The sequence below is a fragment of the Limnohabitans rimovensis (SeqCode) genome (genome assembly GCF_965234775.1).
Lineage (GTDB): Bacteria > Pseudomonadota > Gammaproteobacteria > Burkholderiales > Burkholderiaceae_C > Limnohabitans > Limnohabitans rimovensis.
In genome coordinates, this window is sequence record NZ_OZ248566.1 from 525,007 (window position 1) to 547,449 (window position 22,443).

At 60.9% G+C, this 22,443-nt stretch carries 15 protein-coding genes; 10 read left to right on the forward strand and 5 right to left on the reverse strand.

Going from position 1 to position 22,443, the window contains the following annotated elements:
- Positions 1-5: 5 nt before the first annotated feature.
- Complete coding sequence (locus AC8GFZ_RS11395; protein ID WP_506645001.1) at positions 6-989, reverse strand: tripartite tricarboxylate transporter substrate binding protein BugD; 984 nt, start codon at positions 987-989, stop codon at positions 6-8.
- Positions 990-1,153: 164 nt separating this feature from the next.
- Between AC8GFZ_RS11395 and AC8GFZ_RS11400 the strand changes: the two genes are divergently transcribed.
- The 3 genes from AC8GFZ_RS11400 (at position 1,154) to AC8GFZ_RS11410 (ending at position 4,431) form a co-directional block, all read left to right on the forward strand.
- Positions 1,154-1,546, forward strand: a complete 393-nt coding sequence (locus tag AC8GFZ_RS11400; protein ID WP_506645002.1) for a VOC family protein — start codon at positions 1,154-1,156, stop codon at positions 1,544-1,546.
- A gap of 112 nt (positions 1,547-1,658) precedes the next feature.
- Positions 1,659-2,135 (forward strand): (2Fe-2S)-binding protein, encoded by a 477-nt coding sequence (locus AC8GFZ_RS11405; RefSeq protein ID WP_506645003.1) that lies wholly within the window; start codon positions 1,659-1,661, stop codon positions 2,133-2,135.
- A 10-nt stretch (positions 2,136-2,145) separates the two neighbouring features.
- A complete protein-coding gene (locus AC8GFZ_RS11410) occupies positions 2,146-4,431 on the forward strand; it encodes a xanthine dehydrogenase family protein molybdopterin-binding subunit (RefSeq protein ID WP_506645004.1) in 2,286 nt (761 codons plus the stop codon).
- Positions 4,432-4,582: 151 nt separating this feature from the next.
- Here the strand turns inward: AC8GFZ_RS11410 and AC8GFZ_RS11415 are convergent, their stop codons facing one another.
- The 3 genes from AC8GFZ_RS11415 to AC8GFZ_RS11425 form a co-directional block, all read right to left on the reverse strand.
- On the reverse strand, positions 4,583-5,281 hold the full coding sequence (locus AC8GFZ_RS11415) for a glutathione S-transferase family protein (protein WP_506645005.1): 699 nt from the start codon (positions 5,279-5,281) through the stop codon (positions 4,583-4,585).
- A gap of 100 nt (positions 5,282-5,381) precedes the next feature.
- Positions 5,382-12,341: a two-partner secretion domain-containing protein gene (locus tag AC8GFZ_RS11420; protein WP_506645006.1), complete on the reverse strand. Its 6,960-nt coding sequence runs from the start codon at positions 12,339-12,341 to the stop codon at positions 5,382-5,384.
- A gap of 12 nt (positions 12,342-12,353) precedes the next feature.
- Positions 12,354-14,264 (reverse strand): ShlB/FhaC/HecB family hemolysin secretion/activation protein, encoded by a 1,911-nt coding sequence (locus AC8GFZ_RS11425; protein WP_506645007.1) that lies wholly within the window; start codon positions 14,262-14,264, stop codon positions 12,354-12,356.
- Between the two features lie 264 nt (positions 14,265-14,528).
- On the opposite strand from AC8GFZ_RS11425, the gene AC8GFZ_RS11430 reads away from it, so the two are divergent.
- The 5 genes from AC8GFZ_RS11430 (at position 14,529) to AC8GFZ_RS11450 (ending at position 19,178) form a co-directional block, all read left to right on the forward strand.
- The gene (locus tag AC8GFZ_RS11430; RefSeq protein ID WP_506645008.1) at positions 14,529-15,509 is read left to right on the forward strand and encodes a Bug family tripartite tricarboxylate transporter substrate binding protein; all 981 of its coding nucleotides are present in this window, start codon (positions 14,529-14,531) and stop codon (positions 15,507-15,509) included.
- A 155-nt stretch (positions 15,510-15,664) separates the two neighbouring features.
- Positions 15,665-16,186: a (2Fe-2S)-binding protein gene (locus AC8GFZ_RS11435; protein ID WP_506645009.1), complete on the forward strand. Its 522-nt coding sequence runs from the start codon at positions 15,665-15,667 to the stop codon at positions 16,184-16,186.
- 11 nt (positions 16,187-16,197) lie between these two features.
- Entirely contained in the window at positions 16,198-18,384 is a 2,187-nt protein-coding gene (locus AC8GFZ_RS11440) for a xanthine dehydrogenase family protein molybdopterin-binding subunit (protein ID WP_506645010.1), read from the forward strand.
- Positions 18,377-18,853, forward strand: coding sequence for a thiosulfate oxidation carrier protein SoxY (locus AC8GFZ_RS11445; RefSeq protein ID WP_506645011.1), 477 nt, complete (start codon positions 18,377-18,379; stop codon positions 18,851-18,853). The genes AC8GFZ_RS11440 and AC8GFZ_RS11445 overlap by 8 nt, the downstream gene beginning before the upstream one ends.
- Position 18,854: 1 nt before the next feature.
- Positions 18,855-19,178 (forward strand): thiosulfate oxidation carrier complex protein SoxZ, encoded by a 324-nt coding sequence (locus AC8GFZ_RS11450; RefSeq protein WP_506645012.1) that lies wholly within the window; start codon positions 18,855-18,857, stop codon positions 19,176-19,178.
- Between the two features lie 26 nt (positions 19,179-19,204).
- Here AC8GFZ_RS11450 and AC8GFZ_RS11455 read toward each other — a convergent pair whose 3' ends face one another.
- Complete coding sequence (locus AC8GFZ_RS11455; protein WP_506645013.1) at positions 19,205-20,272, reverse strand: VWA domain-containing protein; 1,068 nt, start codon at positions 20,270-20,272, stop codon at positions 19,205-19,207.
- A 64-nt stretch (positions 20,273-20,336) separates the two neighbouring features.
- Between AC8GFZ_RS11455 and AC8GFZ_RS11460 the strand changes: the two genes are divergently transcribed.
- Together AC8GFZ_RS11460 and AC8GFZ_RS11465 are read left to right on the forward strand one after the other, a co-directional pair.
- Complete coding sequence (locus AC8GFZ_RS11460) at positions 20,337-21,236, forward strand: S1C family serine protease (protein WP_506645014.1); 900 nt, start codon at positions 20,337-20,339, stop codon at positions 21,234-21,236.
- A 17-nt stretch (positions 21,237-21,253) separates the two neighbouring features.
- Positions 21,254-22,291, forward strand: coding sequence for an AAA family ATPase (locus AC8GFZ_RS11465; RefSeq protein ID WP_506645015.1), 1,038 nt, complete (start codon positions 21,254-21,256; stop codon positions 22,289-22,291).
- Positions 22,292-22,443 lie beyond the last annotated feature (152 nt).

Consider the following 22,443-nt stretch of genomic DNA (forward strand, 5'->3'; position numbering starts at 1 on the left):
AAAAATCAGTCGGCGTAAATGCCCGCTTTTTGGATGACCGGGGTCCATTTTTTGATCTCGGCTTCCAAATGGGTTTGCAAGCCGCGCGGTGTCAGCTTGTCGGCCGCTGGCACGTCCGAGCTCAAATCGGTCAGGCGTTGGCGCACTTGGGGATCTTGCAAAGCAAAGCGCAAGGCGGTGTTGATTTTCTCAATGATGGGTGCGGGCGTTCCCTTGGCCACATACATACCATGCCAGACCTTGACCTCAAAGCCCTTCAGCCCTTGCTCATCTAAGGTGGGCAACTGTCCAAGGCTGGACAAGCGGGTGAGGGTGGTCACGCCATAGGCTTTGACGCGATTTTCTTTGATGATGGGCACGGTTTGGGTGGTTTGGTCGCACAGCAAGTCCACTTGGCCGCCGAGCAAATCGTTCATGGCCGGTCCGGTGCCTTTGTAGGGCACAGTGGTCAGCTCCACGCCCACTTGGCTCATGAACATCAAGCCGCACAGGTGCGACACCGCGCCCAATCCGGCATTGGCCAAGGAGACTTTGTCTTTGTTGGCGCGGATGTAGGTGAGCAACTCTTGAAAATTATTCGCCGGAAAATCTTTGCGTCCCAACAAGGTCATGGGCACATCGACCACTTGGCCGATGTAGTCAAAGTCTTTCAGCGGGTCAAACCCCAAGCGTTTGTACAAGGCCGGTGCGGTGGCCATGCCAGTGTGGTGGATCAACACGGTGTAACCATTGGGGGCCGAGCGCGCCACCCGTTGTGAGGCCAGGGTGCCACCCGCGCCCACGGTGTTCTCCACCACCACGGTTTGGCCTATGGATTTGCTCATGGGGATGGCCAGCATGCGGGCCACCACATCGGTGGGGCCGCCTGCGGCAAAAGGCACGACCAGGCTGACGGTGCGATCGGGGTAGTTGGCTTGCGCCCAAGCAGCGCCGCACAGGCTGAGGGTGGCCAAGGTCAACAATTGGGACAGGCGTTGCAGGTACTTCATGGGCAGGTCTCGGTCGGTTGAGTGATGAAAAGGGGGCCTGATCAGGCGGTGCAGGCCATGCTAGCCACGACCCCGGGCAGCGTCAACCGCATTGACCCTGTGGTTGAGTTGTCGCTTCGGGGCAAAATTCACGCCTTTCCCCAAGCCAGACCGGAGACCTGACCATGATCGCTCATTTGGACCATTTGGTGCTGACCACCCACCACGAGGCCGCCTGTGTGGATTTTTACACCCGGGTCATGGGCATGCGGCTGGAGTCGTTTGTCGGCGGCACCCCGCCAGTGGAGCGCAAGGCTTTTAAGTTTGGCTCGCAAAAGATCAATTTGCATGTGCAAGGGCGTGAGTTTGAGCCCAAAGCCCATTTGCCCGTGCCCGGGGCGCTCGATGTGTGCTTCATCGCCGATCGCCCCTTGTCAGAGGTGATCGCCCATTTGCAGGCCCAAAACTGGCCCATCATCGAGGGCCCGGTGATGCGCACCGGCGCCACCCGCGCCATCCGGTCGGTGTATGTGCGCGACCCCGACTTGAACCTGATTGAGATTTCCGAATGGGCCTGAGTTTGTCGCTTGGGTGACCTTTGCAGTATCACCAGTGGCGGGTGTTTGGGTTTGTCCCAATGAGCAAAGCCAACAAAGTGGTCAATATGTTGTTGGCAACCAAGGAGACAACATGCCCAATTACAAACTCAATGTTGACGGGGTCGTTCGCGCCGTCGAGGCGGAAAAAGACGAACCCTTGCTATATGCGCTGACCGACGCGCTCAAGCTCAAAGGCCCGAAGTTTGGCTGTGGTGTGGCCCAGTGCGGCACCTGTACGGTGCTGATCAATGGCCAACCGATGCGATCTTGCGTGCTGCCCGCGTCGTCGGTGGACAATAAGCCCATCCGCACCCTGGACGGATTGGAGAAAAACGGCCAACTGCACCCGGTGCAGGCCGCTTTTGTCGAAGAGCAGGCCGCTCAATGCGGTTACTGCGCCAACGGATGGGTGATGCATGCTGTGGCCATTTTGGAGAAAAACCCCAAAGCCACCGATGCCCAAATTCAACAAGGTTTGGCCAACGTGCAATGCCGCTGCGGCACCCAAATCGCCATTCTGCGGGCGGTCAAAAAAGCCCGCGACAACATGGCCACGGCCAAAGCTTAAAGGGGACGACATGGACACATTGAATCTCAATCGCCGCGATTTTTTGCAATCCCAGGCCGCTTTGGTGGTCGGGGCTTCGGGGGCTGTGATGGTGGGCGACGCCGCTGCGCAAGCCGCTGCCCCGGTCTTGGTGGGCCCACCGCCCACCGCTTTGGACACCTGGATCCGCATCGCTGCCGATGGCAGCGTGGTGGCCAATTTCGGCAAGATGGACTGCGGCCAAGGCATTGATCTGGCGGTGGCCCAAATTGTGGCCGACGAATTGGACGTGGCGCTGGACAAAGTCCACGTCACCATGGGTGACACCCGTTTGTCGCCCAACCAAGGCGGTGGCAGTGGCAGCACCGGTTTGCGATTGGGGGCAGTGCCTTTGCGCAATGCCGCTGCTGAAGCCCGCCGTGTGTTGCTCGATGCCGCATCGCTCAAGTTGGGCGTGGATGTCGCTGGGTTGTCGGTGGACAACGGCCGGGTGTTTGCCGTGGCCGACACCAGCAAATCGGTCACATATGCCGATCTGATCGGTGGCAAAGCCTTTTCCACACCCATGGAGTGGAACAAACAAATTGGCAACGCATTGAACGTCAATGGCAAGGCCAAACCCAAAGATCCCTCGCTGTACAAAATTGTGGGCAAGGGCTTCAAGCGCAAAGACATTGCCTTGAAAGTCAGTGGCAAGGAGCACTACACCGCCCACATCCGGCCCGACAACTTGTTGCACGCCCGCGCGGTGCGCCCGCCCGTGGCTGGCGCCCAACCCCTGGGTGTGGACGATGCGTCGATTGCCCACATCAAGGGTGCCAAATCGTTTGTCAAAGGGGGCTTTGTGGCCGTGGTGGCCGAAACCGAATGGAATGCAGTGCGTGCAGCGCGCAGCTTGAAGGTCAAATGGTCCGATGTCCCGGGTCCCTTCACCGGCGGTGAAGAGAAGGTCTACGACTACATTCGCCAAGCCACGCCGACAGCGGCCAATGCCATCCCCATGTTTGGCGGCAAAAAGGCCTGGGACGAAAAGCCCACCCTGGCGGCTTTGGCCACTTCGGCCAAGGTGCTTGAAGCCGACTACGAATGTGCGTTCCAGTCACATGCCCGCATAGGACCGTCTTGTGGCGTCGTTGACGTTCGCGGTGACAAGGTCGAAATTTGGGCCGACACCCAAAAGCCCCACTTTTTGCGCATGGGCATTGCCAAGTTTTTGGGTATCCCCCCTGAAAACGTGCAGGTCAAGTGGATGCATGGTGCCGGCTCCTACGGTCGCAGCGATGGCGACGAGGCCCCCTACGAAGCCGCCTTGCTGTCCCAGGCGTTTGCCCGACCCGTGCGCATGCAGTGGTCGCGCGAAGAAGGCACGGCTTGGGACCCCAAAGCCCCGGCCGCCATCATCAGCATGAAGGCTGGTTTGGATGCCAACAACCAAGTCAACGGCTGGTTGTTCAAGGCCAAAGGCTTCAATGGATGGGACGTGCGCTTCACCGGCGAAAGCCCCGAGCATGTGTTGGTGGGCATGCTCACCGGGCACAAAAAGTGGAATGCCTACAACTTCAACGTGCCCGAAGAGAGCTACAAGTTCAACAACCATGTGCACTGGTGGGAGACGGTGCCGCCTTACCTGCAAGAAGCCTCACCCATGCGCACGGCACACTTGCGGGCACCGCAAGAGATGCAAACCCGTTTTGGTCAAGAGAGCTTCATCGACGAGGTGGCCCACGCCGCTGGCATGCACCCAGTGGACTTTCGCCTCAAGCACCTGCAAGACCCGCGTGAGATCGAGGTGGTCAAGGTGGCTGCTGAGCGCATGGGCTGGCCCAACCGCAAAAAGGGCACGACCAAGGGCGATGTGTCCACCGGCTGGGGCTTGGCCTTGCACACAGGCTACGGCTCTTATGCAGCGGTGGCCTGCGAGGTCGAGGTGAACAAAAAAACCGGTCGCATTTGGGTCAAAAAAGTCAGCATCGGCCACGACTGCGGCATGATGGTCAACCCAATAGGGGTGCGTGCAGCACTGGAGGGCCAAATCATGCAAGGCATCAGCCGCACCTTGCACGAGGAAGTGCACTTTGATGAAAAGCGTGTCAAGAGCGTGGACTGGACCACCTACCGCATCGCCAACTTGAATGACGTGCCTGGCGAAGTCGACTTGGTGCTGATCAATCGCCCCGACAAGCCCATTGGCGGCGCGGGTGAGCCGGCCATCGTGTGCTTCCCCGCCGCCATCGCCAACGCGGTGTTTGACGCCACGGGGGTTCGCATCCGCCGCTACCCCTTGGTGGCCGAGCGGGTGAAAAAAGCACTGGCTTGAAGGTGGTTTGAAGGGGTTGGCGGGCCCCAAACCGTCAACCTTTGGCCCCATTCAAAAAGCCCCGTTGCTCGCGCACCGGGGCTTTTTTTCAGCCTGGCTGCCAGCCGGGGGCTGTGCTTGTTTGGCCAACCTGGGGATAAGAGTGCCGGTTTCAGGCTTTCTTCAACCGCTCGTTTTGCGGGAACATGAACTTGCGCGCCTCGTCATCCAACTCGGTTTTGAAGGCGTGGCGGGTTTTGATGTTCTCGGCGCGGGCGGCTGCGGGGCGAAGGTTGATGGCGTCGATCAAACGTTTGGTGTGGGGGTAGCGTGTCCAGGTTTCGTCTTTCATGCCGGTGACGATGGGCAGCAAACGCGCCCAACCCCAAAACGCCATGTCCACGATGGAATAGGTTTCGCCCAGCATATAGGTGTGATTGGCCAAACGGTCTTCGATGAGTTGCCAGTGGCGATGGGCTTCAAAGTCATAGCGGTTGAGGGCGTATTCCTTGGGTTCGGGCGCCATGTTGCGAAAGTGCACAGCTTGGCCTGAATACGGGCCAATGCCCGAAGCAATGAACATCAACCACGACAGCATGGTGCCGCGCTGCGCGCTGTCGCTGATGGCAGGCACAAACTTCTGGGTTTTGTCAGCCAGGTACAGCAAGATGGCATTGCTGTCGAACACCACGGTATCGCCATCGACCAGTGCAGGCACTTTGCCGTTGGGGTTGATGCGCAGGAAGTCGGGTGCAAATTGCTCGCCTTTGCGGGTGTCCACTGGGTGTGCCTCGTAGGGCAAGCCCAATTCCTCAAGCAACAAGGCAATCTTCATGGGATTGGGGGCGGCGTTGTAATAAAAGTGCAGCATGCTGGCGGGTCTCCGGTGGGTTGGGTATTCAGGGCGCTGAGGCCCTGTCATGAAAAAGCGGCGGCCCTTGGCCGCGCGGCATGGATGATAACCAGCGGCTTTAGCGCACGGCCAGCACGGCCTGGACTTGTGCGTTGGTGAGTTGGCTCAACTGCCTGGGTTGGATGCTGGCCAGTTGCACCTTGCTCAGCCCTTGGATTTGTTCAGCGCGCAACAGCGGCAGCAAAGTGCCCAAGTCCACCGAGCGGATGGCACCAATTTGGGCCGGTGTGAGGGCTTGCAACTGGGCATTGCTCAGGCTCCAAATTTGTGCCGTGCCCAATGCAGCCACCTGTGGCGCCAATAAAACACTGATTTGTTCTGGCAGCAAGGCGGTGATTTGTGTCGGGTTGAAAGACGCGACCAAGGCCGGGCTCAAGGCCTGCAGTTGTGCCGCGTTCAACACGGCCATGTTGTCAGCCCGCAGGGCGTTCCACTGGGTGGGCGACAAAGCCTGCAATTGCGCAGGGTTCAGGGCCACCACTTGTGTGGGCGTCAGCACCTGCAATTGAAGGGGCGACAACGACTGAATTTGTGCAGGTGTCAGCCCGTTGAGTTGCAGCGATTGCAGGGCCACGATTTGCGCGGGCTGTAAGGCTTGCAATTGGATCGGGGCCAAGGCGCGCATTTGCAGCGGCGTCAACAAATTGACTTGGGCCGGGCTGAAAGATGCCAGTTGCACGGGGGTCAAGGCACTCAATTGCAGTGGGGTGAACTGGGCCAGGGTCTGTGGGGTGATCACACTGAACTGGGCGGGTGTCAGCCACTGCAATTGCCCCGGGTTGAGCGATGTAATTTGCGCTGGCGTGAGCGCTCCGATTTGCACCAAATTCAGGGCTTGGATTTGTGCAGGTCGCCATTGCGCCAGCGATTGCGCAGGCAGTCCTGCCAATTGGAGCGTGGTCAAGGCAGCCATTTGTTCGGTGCTCACCGCGCCCCATTGCTGCGCCGTCATGGCGGCCAACGTGCTGGGCGATAGGGATTGCCATTGAGCGGGTGTGAAGGCTCCCAAGGTGTTCACCGACATGGCCTGCACTTGCTGGGGACTGAGTGCGGCCACTTGACCCAGGCTCCAAGCGCGCAGGACGTTGATCGACAGGCCGTTCATTTGCTCCGGGTTCAAGGCCGCGAGTTGAGCCGGTGACATGGCTTGCCACTGGGCCAAGCTCAGGGCCTGCAGTTGGCGCGTTTGCAAGGCGGCGACCTGTGCTGGCGTGAGCAAACCCATCGAGGCCACGCCCAAAGCTTGGATTTGGTTGACGCCCATGGCAGCAATTTGTGCTGGGCTCATGGTCAGCACAGGCCAGTTGCCACTGGCCGCTTGCACCACCTGCAATTGGGCCCCGTTCATGGTGCTCAATTGCGCGGGTGAAAAGTTCAATAAAACGCGTGGGCTCAGGCTTTCCAATTGCGCCACGCCGAGTGAGGCCAACTGATTGCTTTGCAAGGCTTGCAATTGCACCGGGCTGAAGCTTTGCCATTGCAATGCGGTGAAGCTGGCGATCAGGGACGGGCTCAACGCCGCCAGTTGCGGTCCGCTGAGCAATGTCAAAGCGTTGGGGTTGAGCCCCTGCAGTTGGATGGGTGTCAAGGCATTGAGTTGCACCAAGCTCAATGCCGCGATCTGGTTGGGTGACAAAGCCGTCCATTGCAGCGGCGTGAGCGTGGCCAGTTGCCGCACTTCCAATTGAATCAGTGTGCTGGGGTCCAAGGCTTGGATTTGGTGCGGCAAAAGATGTTTGAGCACGATGTTGAGCGAGTTCACATCGATGCGCGCCAGACTTTGTGGGGCCAGCATGTGGATTTGCTCCACCGAAAAAGCCTGCCACAGCTGTGGCGGCAAAGCGGCCAATTGCGCTGGGCTCAGCAACTGAATTTGGGGCAGTGTGAGGCTTTGGATTTGGGTGCGCGACAGGCTCAGCCATTGGGGCTGTGTCAAGGCTTGGATTTGCTCAGGCTGCAGGGCAGACAGTTTGTTGCTCACCAAGGCTTTGAACTGATTCACGCTCAGTGCGGACAAGGCAATTCGGTTGAACACCACCAATTGCGATGCGGTCATCCACCCCAACTGGGCCGGGCTCATGGCCAACACCTGCTCCAGCGTCAACATGCTGAGTTGTTGCGGGCTGAGATTTTGCAGCACCTCGCGGTCCAGCGTGGCCCAGATGCGGGGTGACAGGCTGGCCAGTTGTTGAGCGCTCAAGCTGGCCCACTGGGTGGAGAGCAAGCTGCGGCCGTGGTTTTGCACCAGCGTATCGAGTTGTGCACCATTCATCAGCCTGAGCTGTGTGGTCTGCAAGGACAGCACGTCTGGGGTGCTCAATTGGCTGATTTGGCGCTCGCTGGTGACCACCATCAAAGCCTGGGCGTCCTTGCTGGCGCCATAGGTCAGGTAGGAGCCCAGGCCCGCAGCGCGGGACAAAGACGTGGTGGCAGTGGTTGTCACAGCCAGGGCCCGGTTGGCCGATGTGGCTGTGGCGTTTGCTTGCACCCGGGCCACCTCGGTCCCAAGCCATTGCTGCAATTGCCCAGTGGCCGCCAACTGGCTCTTTTGGGTGCTGCTCAAGGCATTCAGTTGATCAAAGCTGAGGGCAGCCACTTGGGCTGCATTCAAAGCAGCGAGTTGAGCCGTTGACCACAGGGACAAATGGCTGGGTGTGAGTGCCGCGATTTGAGTTTTGGTCAAAGCCGCGATTTGGCTGCGGCTCCAGGCTGGCCATTGGCTGGCAGTGAAGGCATTGACTTGGGTCGTGGTCAATGGGGTGATCTGGGCGGTGCTCAAACCGGTTAGCTGTGTGTTGGTGAGCTCGCTCAGGGTGCTGTTGGACCATGTGGCCACTTGGCTGGGGCTGAAGGCACTGATTTGTGTCGCCGTCAGGCTTTGCCGTTGCTGCAGGCTCAGGGCTTGCCATTGGGTGTTGTCGATGGCCTGCAACTGGGTGTTGCCCCAGCCCGCCAGCTGGGTGGTGGTCAGCGCTTGGAGCTGGTCCGGCCTGAGCACGCGCACCTGGCTGGCCAGCCAATAAGCCCAGGCATCGGCGCGCATGCTGGCGATTTGCGCCGGAGTCAAATTGCCCACGCTGGTGGTGGAGACACGGCTCCAGGCGGCTGGGCTCAAGTTGGCCAGCTGGGAAGCCGATAAAGCGCCAAATTGCTCGGTGCTCAGGTAGCTGACTTGGTCGGGGCTCAAGCCCGCCACTTGTTGGCTGGTCAAGGCGGCCATGACCTGGGGTGTCAAGGGCAAACGCAAGGGGGTCAGGTCCAGCGGTGTGATGCTGGCTCGCAAGCCCGTGGGTTGGGTCAGTTGGTAGTTGTTCGCGTCGGCACCCGTCAATTGAAAGCCACTGGCGGTGACCGCCAAGTTGGTGCCCTCTGCGGTGGTGCCAAATTGGCCTTGGCCATTTTGCAAGACCACAGCATCGCCAATGAGGGGGGTGACGGTGGCTGTGCCCGTGAGGGTGGCCGTGCTGGAGCCGTCATATGACTTGTCGCTGGCGCTCAGGCCCGTCACAGTCAAGGGCCGGGCGCTGATGCTGGCCGTGGTGGTGGATTGACCGGTGATGGCGTAGTTGCCGACATCTGCACCGCCAAAGGTGCTCGATAAGGCCACGATCTTGGCGTTGCCCGCGTTTTTGTCATTGGCCGTGTTGGTCGCGTTGCGAAAGTTGCCACTGGCGCTCACGGTCACGCTGTCACCCGCCACCAGGCCATTGGCTTGCAGCACAGCGTTGGTGACGCCTGAGGTGCTGACGGTGGCGGTGGTCAAGCCGTTGTAGACCTTGTCAGCGGCGGTGATGCCGGTGATGGTCAAGGCCTTGGGGGTGATGGTGCTGGTGCTGTTGCTCGCATAAGTCAAGCTGTAGTTTTGGCCGCTGTTGCCGTCGCTCACGGTGGCGGCGCTGAGGCTCACCACTTTGCTGCCATAAGCGGCATTTTTGTTGTCGAAGGACATGGTGGCCGCGCTCACGCTGTCACCCACCACGCCCAATTGGCTGCCCAGCGTGCTCAAGTTGCTGGCGCTGGGTGTGTAGCTGTTGTTGCCGTCATATTCTTTGCTGATGACGGGGGCGGTCAGGGTCACGGGCTTGGCGGTAATGGTCACCGCCGAATTGGCGGTGCCCAAGGCGTTGTAGTTGCCGCTCAAGCCCCCGTTGCTGGAGCTGCCCAAGCTCAAACCAGTGACACTGGCCAATAAATTGGCTGCTTGCACATTGCGCGAGGACAAATTGCCATCGGCCCCAGCACCGGTGACGCTAAAGGTTTCGCTATTCACACCGGTGGCCGTCAAGTTGGCACCCGCCATGGCGGTGCTGCCGTTGTAGGCTCGATTGCCTGTCAGGGTCAGGTTGGCGCGGTTGACGGTCAAGGTGCCGTCGACCACGGTGATGTTGTAGCCGCGGTTATCGGTGCTGTACAAATCAGGAACGATGCTGTAGCTGCCCGCATTCACTGGGGTGACAGTGGCGGAGCCTTGCTTGTACAGGTAATCGCCATGGCCCAAAAAATAAGCGTTGGTGCCCGTTGAAACGCTGTAGCCAGTGTTGCTGGTATAGGCCTGACCGTCATATGTTTTGCTGTCGTTACCGGTAAAGACGGAAATCGGCGTCAAAAACGCCTTCAACAAAGGCGTTGTTTTGTTGTAGTAGTTCTGCCAATAGTCGGTATTCAGGGCAAATTGATCCAGGCCACTGCTGTAGCGTTTGGTGGCCGCAGTGACCAAGCCCGTTCCGGCTGCCGAGATCGCCTGGCCCGACAAAGTGGTGTCCCAAAACCCGGCATTGCTCACATCCACGGGCGCCAGTGCGCCCGTGCCCAGCCGACCGATCAGGCCACCGACGCCGGTGGGTGTGCCCGCGCCAACCACCGACACCGAGCCAGTGGAATAGTTTTTGTAGACCGTGCCCACATTGACCAAGCCAATCAGACCGCCCGCATCCGCCAAGTTCATGACCGACACATTCGCACTTGAATAACTGTTGCGAACTTTTCCGTTGTCACCCAAAGTGCCGACCAAGCCACCGACCTTGGTAAGCCCCCGCACTTGACCCGTGGAAAAGTTTACCCATGCCGTGCCACCGTTGTAACCAATCAGGGCACCGACATTGTTCGCCCCCGCGATGTTGGCGTTGACCAGGCCCAGCTCTGATACATGGCCAGTTGATTTGCCCAGCAGGCCCACGTCATTGGCGCTGGGGCGGTTGATGGACAAGTCGCTGATGGTGTGGCCCAGACCCAGCAGAACCCCCGTGAACGGGGTGATGTTGTTGCCCAGCGGCAAAAATCCTGCACCGCCGTTCCATGTGCTTGTCGCACTGGCATTGATGTCCCCCCCCAAGGCAAACCAACCCGACAAGTTGCCATTGATGCCTTGCAGATCAGCGCCACTTGTGCTGTTTTCGGAGCCCAAGCTGGTGATGACTTTGATGCTGATGGGGCTCACGCTGGAGCCTTCCAGGGCTGACATCCTGTCACCCGCAGGCAAATACACCGGTGCCTTGATGTAGACGTTTTCCAATCCGTTGGCATGGGTCATGTGAAAGCGCAAACTGGCAGACCCCGTGCCACGCAAGATGCTGTTGATGTAGAGCTTGTCTGCCGCCTTCAGGGTCAGCAAGTTGGCGGACCACGAAATAGAGCTGTTGACGTTGATGTTGCCGGTGCCCGCACTTTCCCCCGAAGTGGTGTCTGGGGTGTTGCCGCTGTCGGTGCTGACCGTGACATTGCCGCTGCTCAAAGCGGTCGAAATGGCCCCGGCCAAGCTGTCGTCAATGGTGATGTCCACCGGGTCAATCACCCACTGCCCAGAGGTTCCATTGCGAGCCGAGGTGTCAACCTTGGCACTGGCGGCGATTTGCAGCTTTTGTGCCGAGGTCTCTATGTAACCCCCGTTGCCTGTGCCCGTGGCGACGGCTTTGATGGTCACGTCGTCGCCCAGGCTCACGCTGGAGGACTTGCCCACCGGCCCTATCGCCGCCGACCACCCCCCACCGATGAGCACCTGGCCGCCGCCGCTGTCGCCCGAGGTGTCGATGACCGCGCCGGGGCTCAATTGCACCTGGTCGCCCATGACCAGCACCGAGCCGCCGCTCAGGCCTTTGTCGCCGGTGGCGCTCAAGCTGCCGGCCACCTCCACCCGGCCCAGGCTGCCGCCTTCGAGCACGATGCGCCCTTGGCGGTTGACCAGGCTGGGCGCTTGCACGCTGCCGGTGTTTTTGACCACGTTTTGCAGCAAAGCGTTGGCGCTGCGCGCGGTCATCACCACATAGCCCCCTTCGGCGCGCACCAGGTGTTGGTTGTCCACCAAAGCGTCCACCACGGCGCGGTCAACTTGCACCGCGGTGAGGCTTTGTCCGGCAAATTGCAAAGTGACTTTGTCGCCCGCAGCCAGTGCCACCGTGCCCTCTTTGGCCACGATCACGCCCTCGTTGCGCACCTGGGGCGCCAGCAGGGCGATGTAGCCGCCCAGGCTGGCTTGCAATTGGCCTTGGTTGACCACGCTGGCGGCTTTGCCCGTGCCCTCAAAGCTGGATTTGCCGGCCATGAAGTCGTCGTTGCCAATGCCATGGGTGGTGACCAAGAGGCCACCCACATCCACCTGGGCGGTGGGGCCAAACAAGACCCCGTTGGGATTGGACAAAAACACCTGGCCATTGGCGTTGATGCGGCCCAAGATGTGGCTGGCCTGGGTGTCGAGCACGCGGTTGAGGGTGACCGAGCTGGCCGAGGGCTGGACAAAATTGACCTGGGCTTGGGCACCCACGTTGAAGCTGTTCCAGTTCAGCACCGCGCGGTTGCTGGACTGGTTGATGTTGAGGCTGTTGCCGCTTTGGCCGATGGTGGCCGTGCCCGCCACCACCTTGCCGCCTTGGGGCAGTTGGGTGGCCGAGATGGTTGGGGGGGTCTGCGACCATGTGGGCGCACTGCCCGTGGTCAAGCCCAGCATGGCCCAGGCCCAAGCCTGCGCCCAACGCCGGGGCGCGACGCCGTGTTCAGGCTTCATGGGTGGGGCTTTTTTGATCATGTGCTGAGGTGGTCAAAAAGGCTGGTTGAGGTTGAACCATAACCGATCCCAGCGGTAGGTACCGTCTTGGTCCAAGCCGCTGGCCGAGGCCATGGGGTTCACGCCCATCCGGCGTGACCAGGTCAAGCGCCATTGCAAAGGTTTTCCCCAGCCGTGGGCCAAAGGCCCGCCCAGCCACAAACCACCACCCTGCAAGGCATAGGTGTTGAGGCTGGCGCCACCGGTAAAGTCATTGAACTTGTTCACATCGATGGTGGCGATGTCATAAAAAGCCGACAGCGTCAGGCGCTGTTTGCCGGGGGTCCACAGATGTTGCCACTCCAGGTTCAAGGACTGGCCTTGGCTGCCGCCGCCTTCGTTGGTCGGGTAGGCGCGAACGCCTTGCGAGCCGCCCATGAAGAATTTTTCAGAGCCGTCCAGGTTTTTGCTGGACAACTGGGCTTGCCACGTGGCCACCACCGATTGCCGGGGATTGAGGCGCTGCACGCGCGAGGCCATGGCCCGCAATTTGGCATAAAGGCCTGCGGTTTGGCTGGTCAATGCGTCCATGCCTTGGTTGGGTGAGCCATTCAAATCCACATGGCCGACCAGCGTTTGCACCGAGCCTGCCGATTCACCTCCACCCATCCAGTCGTCGCTGCGCTGCCCTTGCGTGGTGGCGCTGATCAAGTCGATTTTGTAATCCGACACCAAGCCGGCCGTGGTGTCGTTGCGGAAATTTTTGTGTTCGTAGCCCCATTGCGTGCTGGCGTTGGCCGCGCGCGAGCGCAGCCAGGGCACGCTCAAGTCCAGGCCGACGGAGTTGGCCGGCCCACTGGGGTTGAGGGATGCATATTGGGGTGCGATCAATTGGTATTTGCTGCCCGACAAATGAAAGCCCATGCGCTTGCCCGCGCTGCCCAAAGGCTCGCTGTAGCCCAGCTTGAGGAATTCGCTGCCTTCGGTGTGCATCCAAATCAGGCTGACCGTTTCAGCCCGGCCCCACAGGCCATGCCGGTTGAGTTGGCCAATGGTGCGCGTCGCACCGGTGGCACTGACGACTGCGTTGTCAAGCGTCACACTGCCATCGGTGGCAGGGGCGTCGCCCAGGCGGATCACGGCCTCGGTCTCGCCTTCTTTTTCGCCGGGGCGCAGGCTCATTTGGGCCGACACACCCGGCAGCTCCGACAGCAGCAAGGTGGCGCGGTCCAGGGCTTCGAGGTCGACCACTTGCCCTTTGGGTTGCGCGGTTTCGACCAAATCCACCGCCAACTTGGGGGGGATGCGCGGGTGCGGTTCGGGCTCGATCACCGCCCGGGCAAAGCGGCCCTCTCGGACCGTAACCTGAATCAGCCCATCGGTCATGTCTTGGGGCGGGATTTCCGAGCGCCCCAACCGACCCCGGCTGGCGTAGTGTTGGTCGAGCAGGGTGACGATTTGCTCCAGGCTCTTCATGTCCAGCGGTGTGCCCACCACAGCTTGCAGCGCTTGCGTCAAATCGCTGGCACTGAACACACTGATGCCGCTGAATTCAAAACCCTTGACCACTGGCACATCGGGCTCTGTGGCGGGCTGTGCCGTCGAGGCGGTGGTGGATGCGGGAGCGGCGGGGGTGGCCGTGGGGGGTGGTACGGCGGCAGTAGGCGCTGGTGTTGTTGCCGTGCTGGTCGGGGTGTCCGTGGGCGCTGCAAAACGCACCCAATTGATTTTTTTGTCGCTGCTGTCCAAAGCGCTGGGCATGGCCGGGTTGACGGGCTTGGGCGGGTATTGCACCCATTGGTCGAAGCGGCTCGGTGCTGCCGGGGCAGGCGCAGGGGTTTGGGCCGGGCTGGCAATGACCCAAACCAGCCACCCCAAGCCAAGGATCTGTCGCAGAGACACGCCCACCCCGGCGATCAACCGCCGGTAGGTGGAGGGAGTGGGGTGTGATGGGCGCAAGTTCATGGATGGTGCCACCGGCTTGCGCTGCCCTGCCACCCATGGCAAAGGCCATGTGCAGGACGATGGCCTTCATTGATCGGCGCGAGTTGGCAAAAATATAGGGCGAAATGCAATTTTTTGGCTTGAACCCCTTGGGGGCCGGGCATGGGTGCCAACTGACTGATTTGTCTTGGTTTTTGCAAATTTCGCCATAATGGTCTGTGTTCAAGCCAACCCATAGGGTGTGCCCCGTGAGGCGTGGGCCCCATCACAACAAAGGATGACATCATGCAACGCAGAACCCTCATCAAAACTGGCGCGGCTGGCCTCTTGACCAGCGTGGCCGCACCCCATTTGCGCGCCCAAACCCTGCCCACGGGCAATGTGCGCATCGTGGTGGGATTCCCCCCTGGCGGCGGCACCGACGCCTTGGCACGGGTGATGGCGGTCAAGCTGCAAGCCATGTGGAATGTGAATGTGGTCATTGAGAACAAAGCCGGGGCGGCCGGCGTGATCGCCGCCGATCATGTGGCCAAACAAAACAACGACGGCACCACCTTGCTGATGGCGCACATCAACAGCCATGCCATCGCCCCCAGTTTGCAACCCAAACTCGGCTACGTGGTCGAGCGCGATTTCACGCCCCTGGTGCTGGTCGGTGTGACGCCCAATTTGCTCATTTGCAATACCCAGCAACCAGCCAAAACCGTCAAAGAGTTGGTGGATTTGTGCAAGCAAAACCCCGGCAAGATCAGCTTTGCCTCGGCCGGTGGTGGCTCGGCCCAGCACTTGGCGCTGGAAATGTTCAAGCTGCGTGCCGGCATCCAGGCCCTGCATGTGCCCTACAAGGGGTCTGGTCCCGCCTTGACCGATTTGATCGGTGGCCAGGTGCAGTATTGTTTTGAAACCATGACCTCGGCCACGCCGCATGTCAAGGCGGGCAAGGTGCTGGCCTTGGCCCAAACCCGTGGCAAGCGCGCCAAAGGACACCCCGGTGTGCCGACCATGGAGGAACAAGGTTTCGCGGGTTTTGATGCCACCACGTGGTATGGCCTGGTGGGCCCCGCACGCATGAACCCGGCCATGGTCAAGCGCATGAACGAGGACATGAACCGCGTCATGGCCATGCCCGATGTGCAAGAAAAGTTCGAGCAATACGGCGCCGAAGACGGCGGCGGAACCCCTGAAAAATTCAGCCAATTCATCGCCACCGAGCAAGAAAAATGGGCCCGTGTGGTGAAAGACGCCAAGGTACAAGCTGACAGTTGAGCGCGAGTGGGTAAAGTCTTCTCGGGGAGGCTTTTTCCGCGTTGGTTGCCAGTGCAGGGCCATGGTTCCTGAGCTTGCCATTTGGGAATTGCACGGATTGACCAATCCAAGGTCATCCCCTAAGGTGCTCACCTTTGACCTCCAAGGATCTCCGCATGTTGAAACTGAGCATCAATGGCAAAAGCCACCAAGTCGACGTCGAACCCGAAATGCCGCTGTTGTGGGTCCTGCGCGACCAGTTGGGCATGATGGGCACCAAATTTGGCTGTGGCATTGCCCAATGCGGCGCTTGCACCGTGCATGTGAATGGCGAGCCCATGCGGTCTTGCTCCTACCCTGTCTCTGCAGCCGTGGGCAGCCAGGTGTTGACCATCGAAGGTTTGTCCAAAGACGGCACGCACCCGGTGCAAATGGCCTGGAAAGCGCTGGACGTGCCCCAGTGCGGTTACTGCCAGTCGGGCCAGGTGCTGGCTGCGGCTGCCTTGCTGCGCAAAAAACCCAAACCCACCGATGCCGACATTGACGAAGCCATGACCAACATCTGCCGCTGCGGTACCTACCAGCGCATCCGTGCGGCCATCCATTTGGCGGCCAAAACCGGCAAAGGCGTCGGGTCGGTGATCCACATGGTCAGCGATGCGGGCGACGTGGTCGAACAACCCACGGCCCAGGCCTGAAAGGAATGACCATGACACAACACACATCAAGCCCCCGTTTGTCCCGCCGTGCTTTTGTGGTCAGCAGCGCCGCTGCTGGCGCAGGCCTGTCCGTGGGTTTTCATTGGCCCGCTGGAGCGCAAACCCAAACGGGTGCGGCGCCTGAAGTCAATGCCTGGGTGGTGGTGCAGCCCGACGAGAGCTGCATCATCCGCGTGGCCCGCGCAGAAATGGGGCAGGGTACCCACACCGGCTTGGCCCAATTGGTCGCCGAAGAGCTCGAATGCGATTGGTCGCGCGTCAAGGTGCAAATGGTCACGCCCGGTCAGAACCTGGCGCGCAAACGGGTGTGGCGCGACATGTCCACCGGCGGTAGCCGTGGCGTGCGTGGCTCGCAGGACTACATGCGCCAAGGCGGTGCCGCAGCCCGCACCGTGTTGATGCAAGCCGCCGCCAACCAATGGGGCGTGGCAGTGGGTGAATTGACCGTGGCCAAAGGGGTCATCGCCCATGCTGCATCGGGGCGCAAAACCACTTACGGCAAAGTTGCCAGTGCCGCGGCCCAAATTGCCCCGCCGGACCCCAAAACCCTGGTGTTGCGCGACCCGCGCCAATGGAAGATTGCGGGCAAGCCCATGAAGCGCTTGGACACCGCGGCCAAGGTGATGGGCAAACAAAACTATGCCATCGACACCCGCTTGCCCGGCATGGTGTATGCCGCCATCCAAGCCAGCCCGGTGTTTGGTGGCAAATTGGTCAGCTTTGAAGCGGCCAAACTCAAAGGTCGCAAAGGCATTTTGGGTGTCTACAAGGTGGACGACAACGCCGTGGCCGTGGTGGCCGACAACTGGTGGCGCGCCAAAACCGCGTTGCTGGACTTGCCGATTGTCTGGAACGAGCAGGGCAATGGCCAAGAGAGCAGCGCCACCATCGCCGAGCGGCTCAAAGAGGGCTTGACCTCGACCAACAATGTGTTTGCCGACATCGATGTCGGCAATGCACCGCAGGCGATTGCGGGTGCGGCCAAGCGGGTCGAGGCGGTGTACAGCACGCCGTTTGTCTCCCACGCTTGCATGGAGCCGATGAATTGCACGGCGCTGATCACCGACTACCGCGCCGAGGTCTGGGTGGCCAGCCAAAACGCCGAGGCTTCGCTGGCCGCTTTGTCCACGGCCAGCGGTTTGCCACTGGAAAAATGCGAGGTTTACAACCAAACCCTGGGGGGTGGTTTTGGCCGCCGGGGTGGTCAGCAAGACTATGTGCGCCAAGCGACCTTGCTGGGCAAGCAAATGCCAGGGGTGCCGGTCAAGTTGATCTGGAGCCGCGAAGAGGACATGGGTCAAGACTTTTACCGACCCATTGGTCAGTGCAAGCTGGAGGCCGGTTTGGATGCGCAGGGCAATTTGCTGGGCTTGCAGTTGCGCGTGTCTGGCCAGTCGATCAACGCCTATTTGTCACCGCAAAACATCAAGGACGGCAAGGACAGGCGCCAACTCCAAGGCTACTGGACCGAGCCGCACGATGCCCAACTCGGCTACACCGTGCCCCATTTGCGCACCGAGTACGCCATGCGCAACACCCATGTGCCGGTGGGCCCATGGCGCGGGGTCAACACCAACCAAAACGGTTTGTACCTCGAGTGCTTCATGGAAGAGGTGGCTGCGGCCGCAGGGCGTGACCCGCTGGAGTTTCGCCGCGCCTTGATGCAAAAGCATCCCAAGCACCTGGCTGTGCTCAACGCCGCCGCCGACAAAGCGGGCTGGGGCAAGCCCCTGCCTGCGGGGGTGCACCGCGGCATTGCCCAGTTCATGGGCTACGCCAGTTACACCGCTGCGGTGGCTGAGGTGTCGGTCAAAGGGGAAGAGGTCAAGGTGCTGCGCTTGGTGCTGGCCACCAATTGCGGCCATGCGGTCAACCCCGATCAAATTGCCGCGCAGGTGGAAGGTTCGGTGGCCTATGGCTTCGACAGCTTGCAAAGCCAGTCCAGCGTGGCCAATGGGCGCATGGTGGACACCAATTTTGACCGCTACCCTATTGCCCGTTTGCGCCAGTTGCCGCGCATTGAAACCGTGATCGCCCCGACCTTTGATTTTTGGGGCGGGGTGGGCGAGCCCACCATTTGCGTGGTGGCACCGGCCATCTTGAACGCGATTTTTGCCGCCACCGGCAAGCCGGTGCGCAACCTGCCGTTGAAGAACCACGGTTTGCGCATTGTCTGAGGCCAAATTGGGTGGCTGGTCGCGGCGCCAGGGCTTGGGCGGCTTGGTGACCTGTGTGGGTTGGGCGGCGGTTCCTGCCAGGGCGCAGGCCCCGCCCGCCAACTTGGATTGGGCGCAACTGTATGGGCCGTTCACCGGCGGCAGCACGCCCACGCCAGAGCGGGTGAGGGTGGTCACCCCGCGCTTGGCTGACAACGGTTTGTCGGTGCCCATGAGTGTGCGGGTGGACAACCCCATGACCGATCGCGACCATGTGCGCCGCGTGGTATTGCTATCCAACCGCAACCCACGCCCAGTGATCGCCGAATTTGAACTGGGCCCCTGGTCGGGCAGGGCCGAGGTGGCCACACGGGTGCGCTTGAATGGCTCGCAAGAGGTGATGGCCTTGGTGCAAACCTCGGACGGGCGCTGGTGGCGCGGCACCGCCGAGGTGGAGGTCACCGAATCGGCTTGCATGGACGCGTCTTGACATGTTGGCCCGCATCCAAGTGACCTCCCCTGTGCGGCGCGGCCAAGCCATGGAGGTGCGCTTGTTGCTGCAGCACCCGATGGAGACGGGTTTTCGTTACGATTTTTCGGGCACATCCATCCCCAAAAATGTGATCCACAGCCTGAGCGCTGAGTACGGTGGGCGCACGGTGTTTCGCGCCACCATGGGCTCAGGGGTGGCGGCCAATCCCTTGTTGCAGTTTTGGGTGGTGCCCGACCAAAGCGGTGACATCCGTGTGCAGTGGCAAGACGATCAGGGTGTGCGGGGGCAGGTCAGCGCCTGGGTGGAAGTTTTGCCCCGTTGAGGGCTGGGGCAGAGGGAGCAGTTGTCTCAGGCTTGGCCCCAGGGCTGGCGGCGAAACCATCGCACGGACAAGCCTCCCGCGCTCAGCAACAACACCAAAGACAGCGCGGCCCACAGGGCGGAGACTTCGGTATCGCGCCGCTCCAGGGCAAACTTGGTCGACAGGTGTTCGTAAATTTGCTTCAAATCGTTGGAGTTACCGGCGCGAAAAAATTCGCCCTCGGTGGCCTTGGCGATGGCTTGCAAGGTTTCCTCGTCCACCTTGGCATAAAAGGACACACCCTCGTAACCGGGAATGAAGCCATTGGGCGTGCCAAAGGCCACGGTGTAGACGCGCACCCCGCGCTGCGCGGCTTGCTTGGCGGCCTCAAGCGGGTCGGGGCCAGTGGTGCGGCGCCCGTCGGAGAGCAACACAATCGCCCCGGACGAGTAAGAGCCTGCAGGCACCGGGGTGAAGCTGGGCTTGGCTTTGGGCGGCGAGGCGGGTGCAGGGCTGCCGTAGTTGCCGTAGCCGCCAAAGCCCTGGCCGTAAATGGCAGCTTCCAAATCGATGCCGGCATTGGGCAACAAAGTGGACAAGGCCATCAACAATCCGCTGCCAGTGGCGGTGCCACGTTGCAATTGAAAGCGGTCGATCGAGGCGACCAACTCCTCGCGTTGATCGGTGATGCCTTGCACCAGTTGCGCTGCGCCGGCAAAAGACACCACGCCCACCCGGATGTTGGGCGGCAGCTCACGCAGGAAGTCTTTCACCGCCGCTTGGGCGGCTTTGATGCGGTTGGGCTCCACGTCTTCTGCCAGCATGCTGCGCGACACATCAATGGCCAGCACCAAGGTCATGTAATCGGCGGGCAACACCACGCTGGCCACCGGGCGAGCCATGCCGACCACGGCGCTGATCAAGGCCAAGCCCAGCAAGGCCGGGGGCACATGCCGGCGCCACAGCTTGCGCGGCCCCATGGCGACGCGCACCAGCGACAGGCTGGGGTAGGCCAAGGCGCTGCGCTGCTTGCGCCGCAGCAGCCACAGGTAAAAAGCCAGCAGCAAAGGCGCCAGCAAGAGCGCCCACAGGGCTTGGGGCCAAACAAAGTGCATTTGTGTCTGGGGTCGGTTAGGGTCAGAGACACTTTATCACCCCTGGCTGTGCTATGGTTTAGACATGAAACGCGCCACCGTTTACGCCAGCCAGCCGTCACCGGCGCGCAAGCCCAACCCGGGCGAGCCGGTGGACGCCGCGCCCACGCCCCGCACAGCGCGCTGGAAAAATGGGTTCCTGCGCCATGAGCGCTGGGCCATGCTGCTGCTGGGCTTGGCCATAGGTGCAGCCATGTGGTGGGCCAGCGAACGCTGGGGTGCGCCGCGACAGGTGCTGACCCAAAAAGACATTGATGCGGCGGTGCTGCACACCTTGGCCACCCAAGACCTGCCCTCGCGCACGGCCAAGGCAGCGGGTTTGATCTGGCCATCGGTGGTGCGGGTGCGCGCTTTTGGCACCGATCCCCAAAACCCCAAGGCAGGTGAAAAAGAACTCGGTGTGGGTTCGGGCGTGGTCATCGTTGAGGATGGCACCATCTTGACCAACTTCCATGTCATCTCCACCGCCCAGCGTCTGGAGGTCACTTTTTTTGACGGCATGGAGTCGGCGGCATTCGTCATTTCGACCATGCCCGAGAACGATTTGGCGGTGATCAAGCCGCAAAAAATCCCCGACGATTTGCAACCCGCCACCATGGGCTCGAGCAGCAACTTGCTACCCGGCGACGAGGTGGTGGCGGTGGGGTTTCCATTTGGCATTGGTCCATCCGTGTCTGCCGGCGTGGTCTCGGGCCTGAACCGTTCATTCAAACCCGAAGGCCAAATGGCCATGAAAGGCTTGATCCAATTTGATGCAGCCGCCAACCCCGGCAATTCAGGTGGGCCCTTGGTCAACCTATCGGGCGAGGTGGTGGGCATCGTCACCGCCATCTTGAACCCGACCTCGGCGCGCACTTTCATCGGCATTGGCTTTGCCGCCACCATGGAGAGTGCGGGCAGCGCTGTGGGTATCCCCCCTTTTTGACACGGAGAAAAACCGACATGAATCCCAGCGAATGGAACCGAGGCGCCCACGCCGACCCGAGCCAAGACACTGCCGCCCTGATGGAACGGGTGTTGTACGAAGTCAAGCGCGTGGTGGTCGGGCAAGACCACTTTTTAGAGCGCATGTTGGTGGCCATCTTGGCCCAGGGGCATTTGCTCATCGAGGGTGTGCCCGGTTTGGCCAAAACCTTGACGGTCAACACCTTGGCCAAAGCCATTCGGGGCAGCTTCAAACGCATCCAGTTCACCCCCGACTTGCTGCCCGCCGACTTGGTGGGCACGCGCATGTACAGCCAAAAAACCAGCGAGTTCAGCACCGTGTTGGGCCCGGTGTTTGCCAATTTATTGTTGGCCGATGAAATCAACCGCGCCCCCGCCAAGGTGCAAAGCGCTTTGCTGGAGGTGATGCAAGAGCGCCAAGTCACCATCGCTGGCGAAACGCACAAAGTGCCCACGCCGTTTTTGGTGATGGCGACCCAAAACCCGATTGAAACCGAAGGCACTTACCCGCTGCCCGAGGCCCAGGTGGACCGCTTCATGATGAAGGTCTTGGTCGGCTACCCCCAGGAGGATGAGGAATTTGTCATCGTGCAACGGGTGATCGGTCAGGCCATCGAAGTGGCGGCGGTGACCAGCACCGATCAAATTGCCCAGTTGCAAAAAACCTGCCGCCAAGGCTATGTGGACCCCAGCTTGATCCAGTTTGCGGTCAAGTTGGTGTCGGCCACGCGCCATCCTGAGCGCTTTGGCATGGCCGATTGGTCGCGCTTCATCACCTTTGGCGCCAGCCCGCGAGCCACCATTGGCTTGATCGAAGGCGCGCGGGCGCTGGCGTTTTTGCGCGGGCGCAGTTATGCCTTGCCGCAAGATGTGATCGACCTGGTGCCCGATGTGCTGCGCCACCGCTTGGTGTTGTCCTACGAGGCCTTGTCCGAGGGCTTGACCCCTGAGGCCATCATTGCCCAAATTTTGCAAGCCGTGCCGGTGCCCGACAAACCTTTGGACAGCCATGTTCGGACTGCGCCAACGGCTTGAGGCCTGGCGCGGCCGCGCCAGCCAGCCCCGCGACCCCAACCAGACCCGTGCCCAAGCAAAGCCCCCAGACGCGGCTTTGAGCGGGCTTGAACCTGCGTCCGCAGTCAAAGCGGGCACCGTGGCTGCTGGGGTGGGTGTGTCAGAAACCCCTG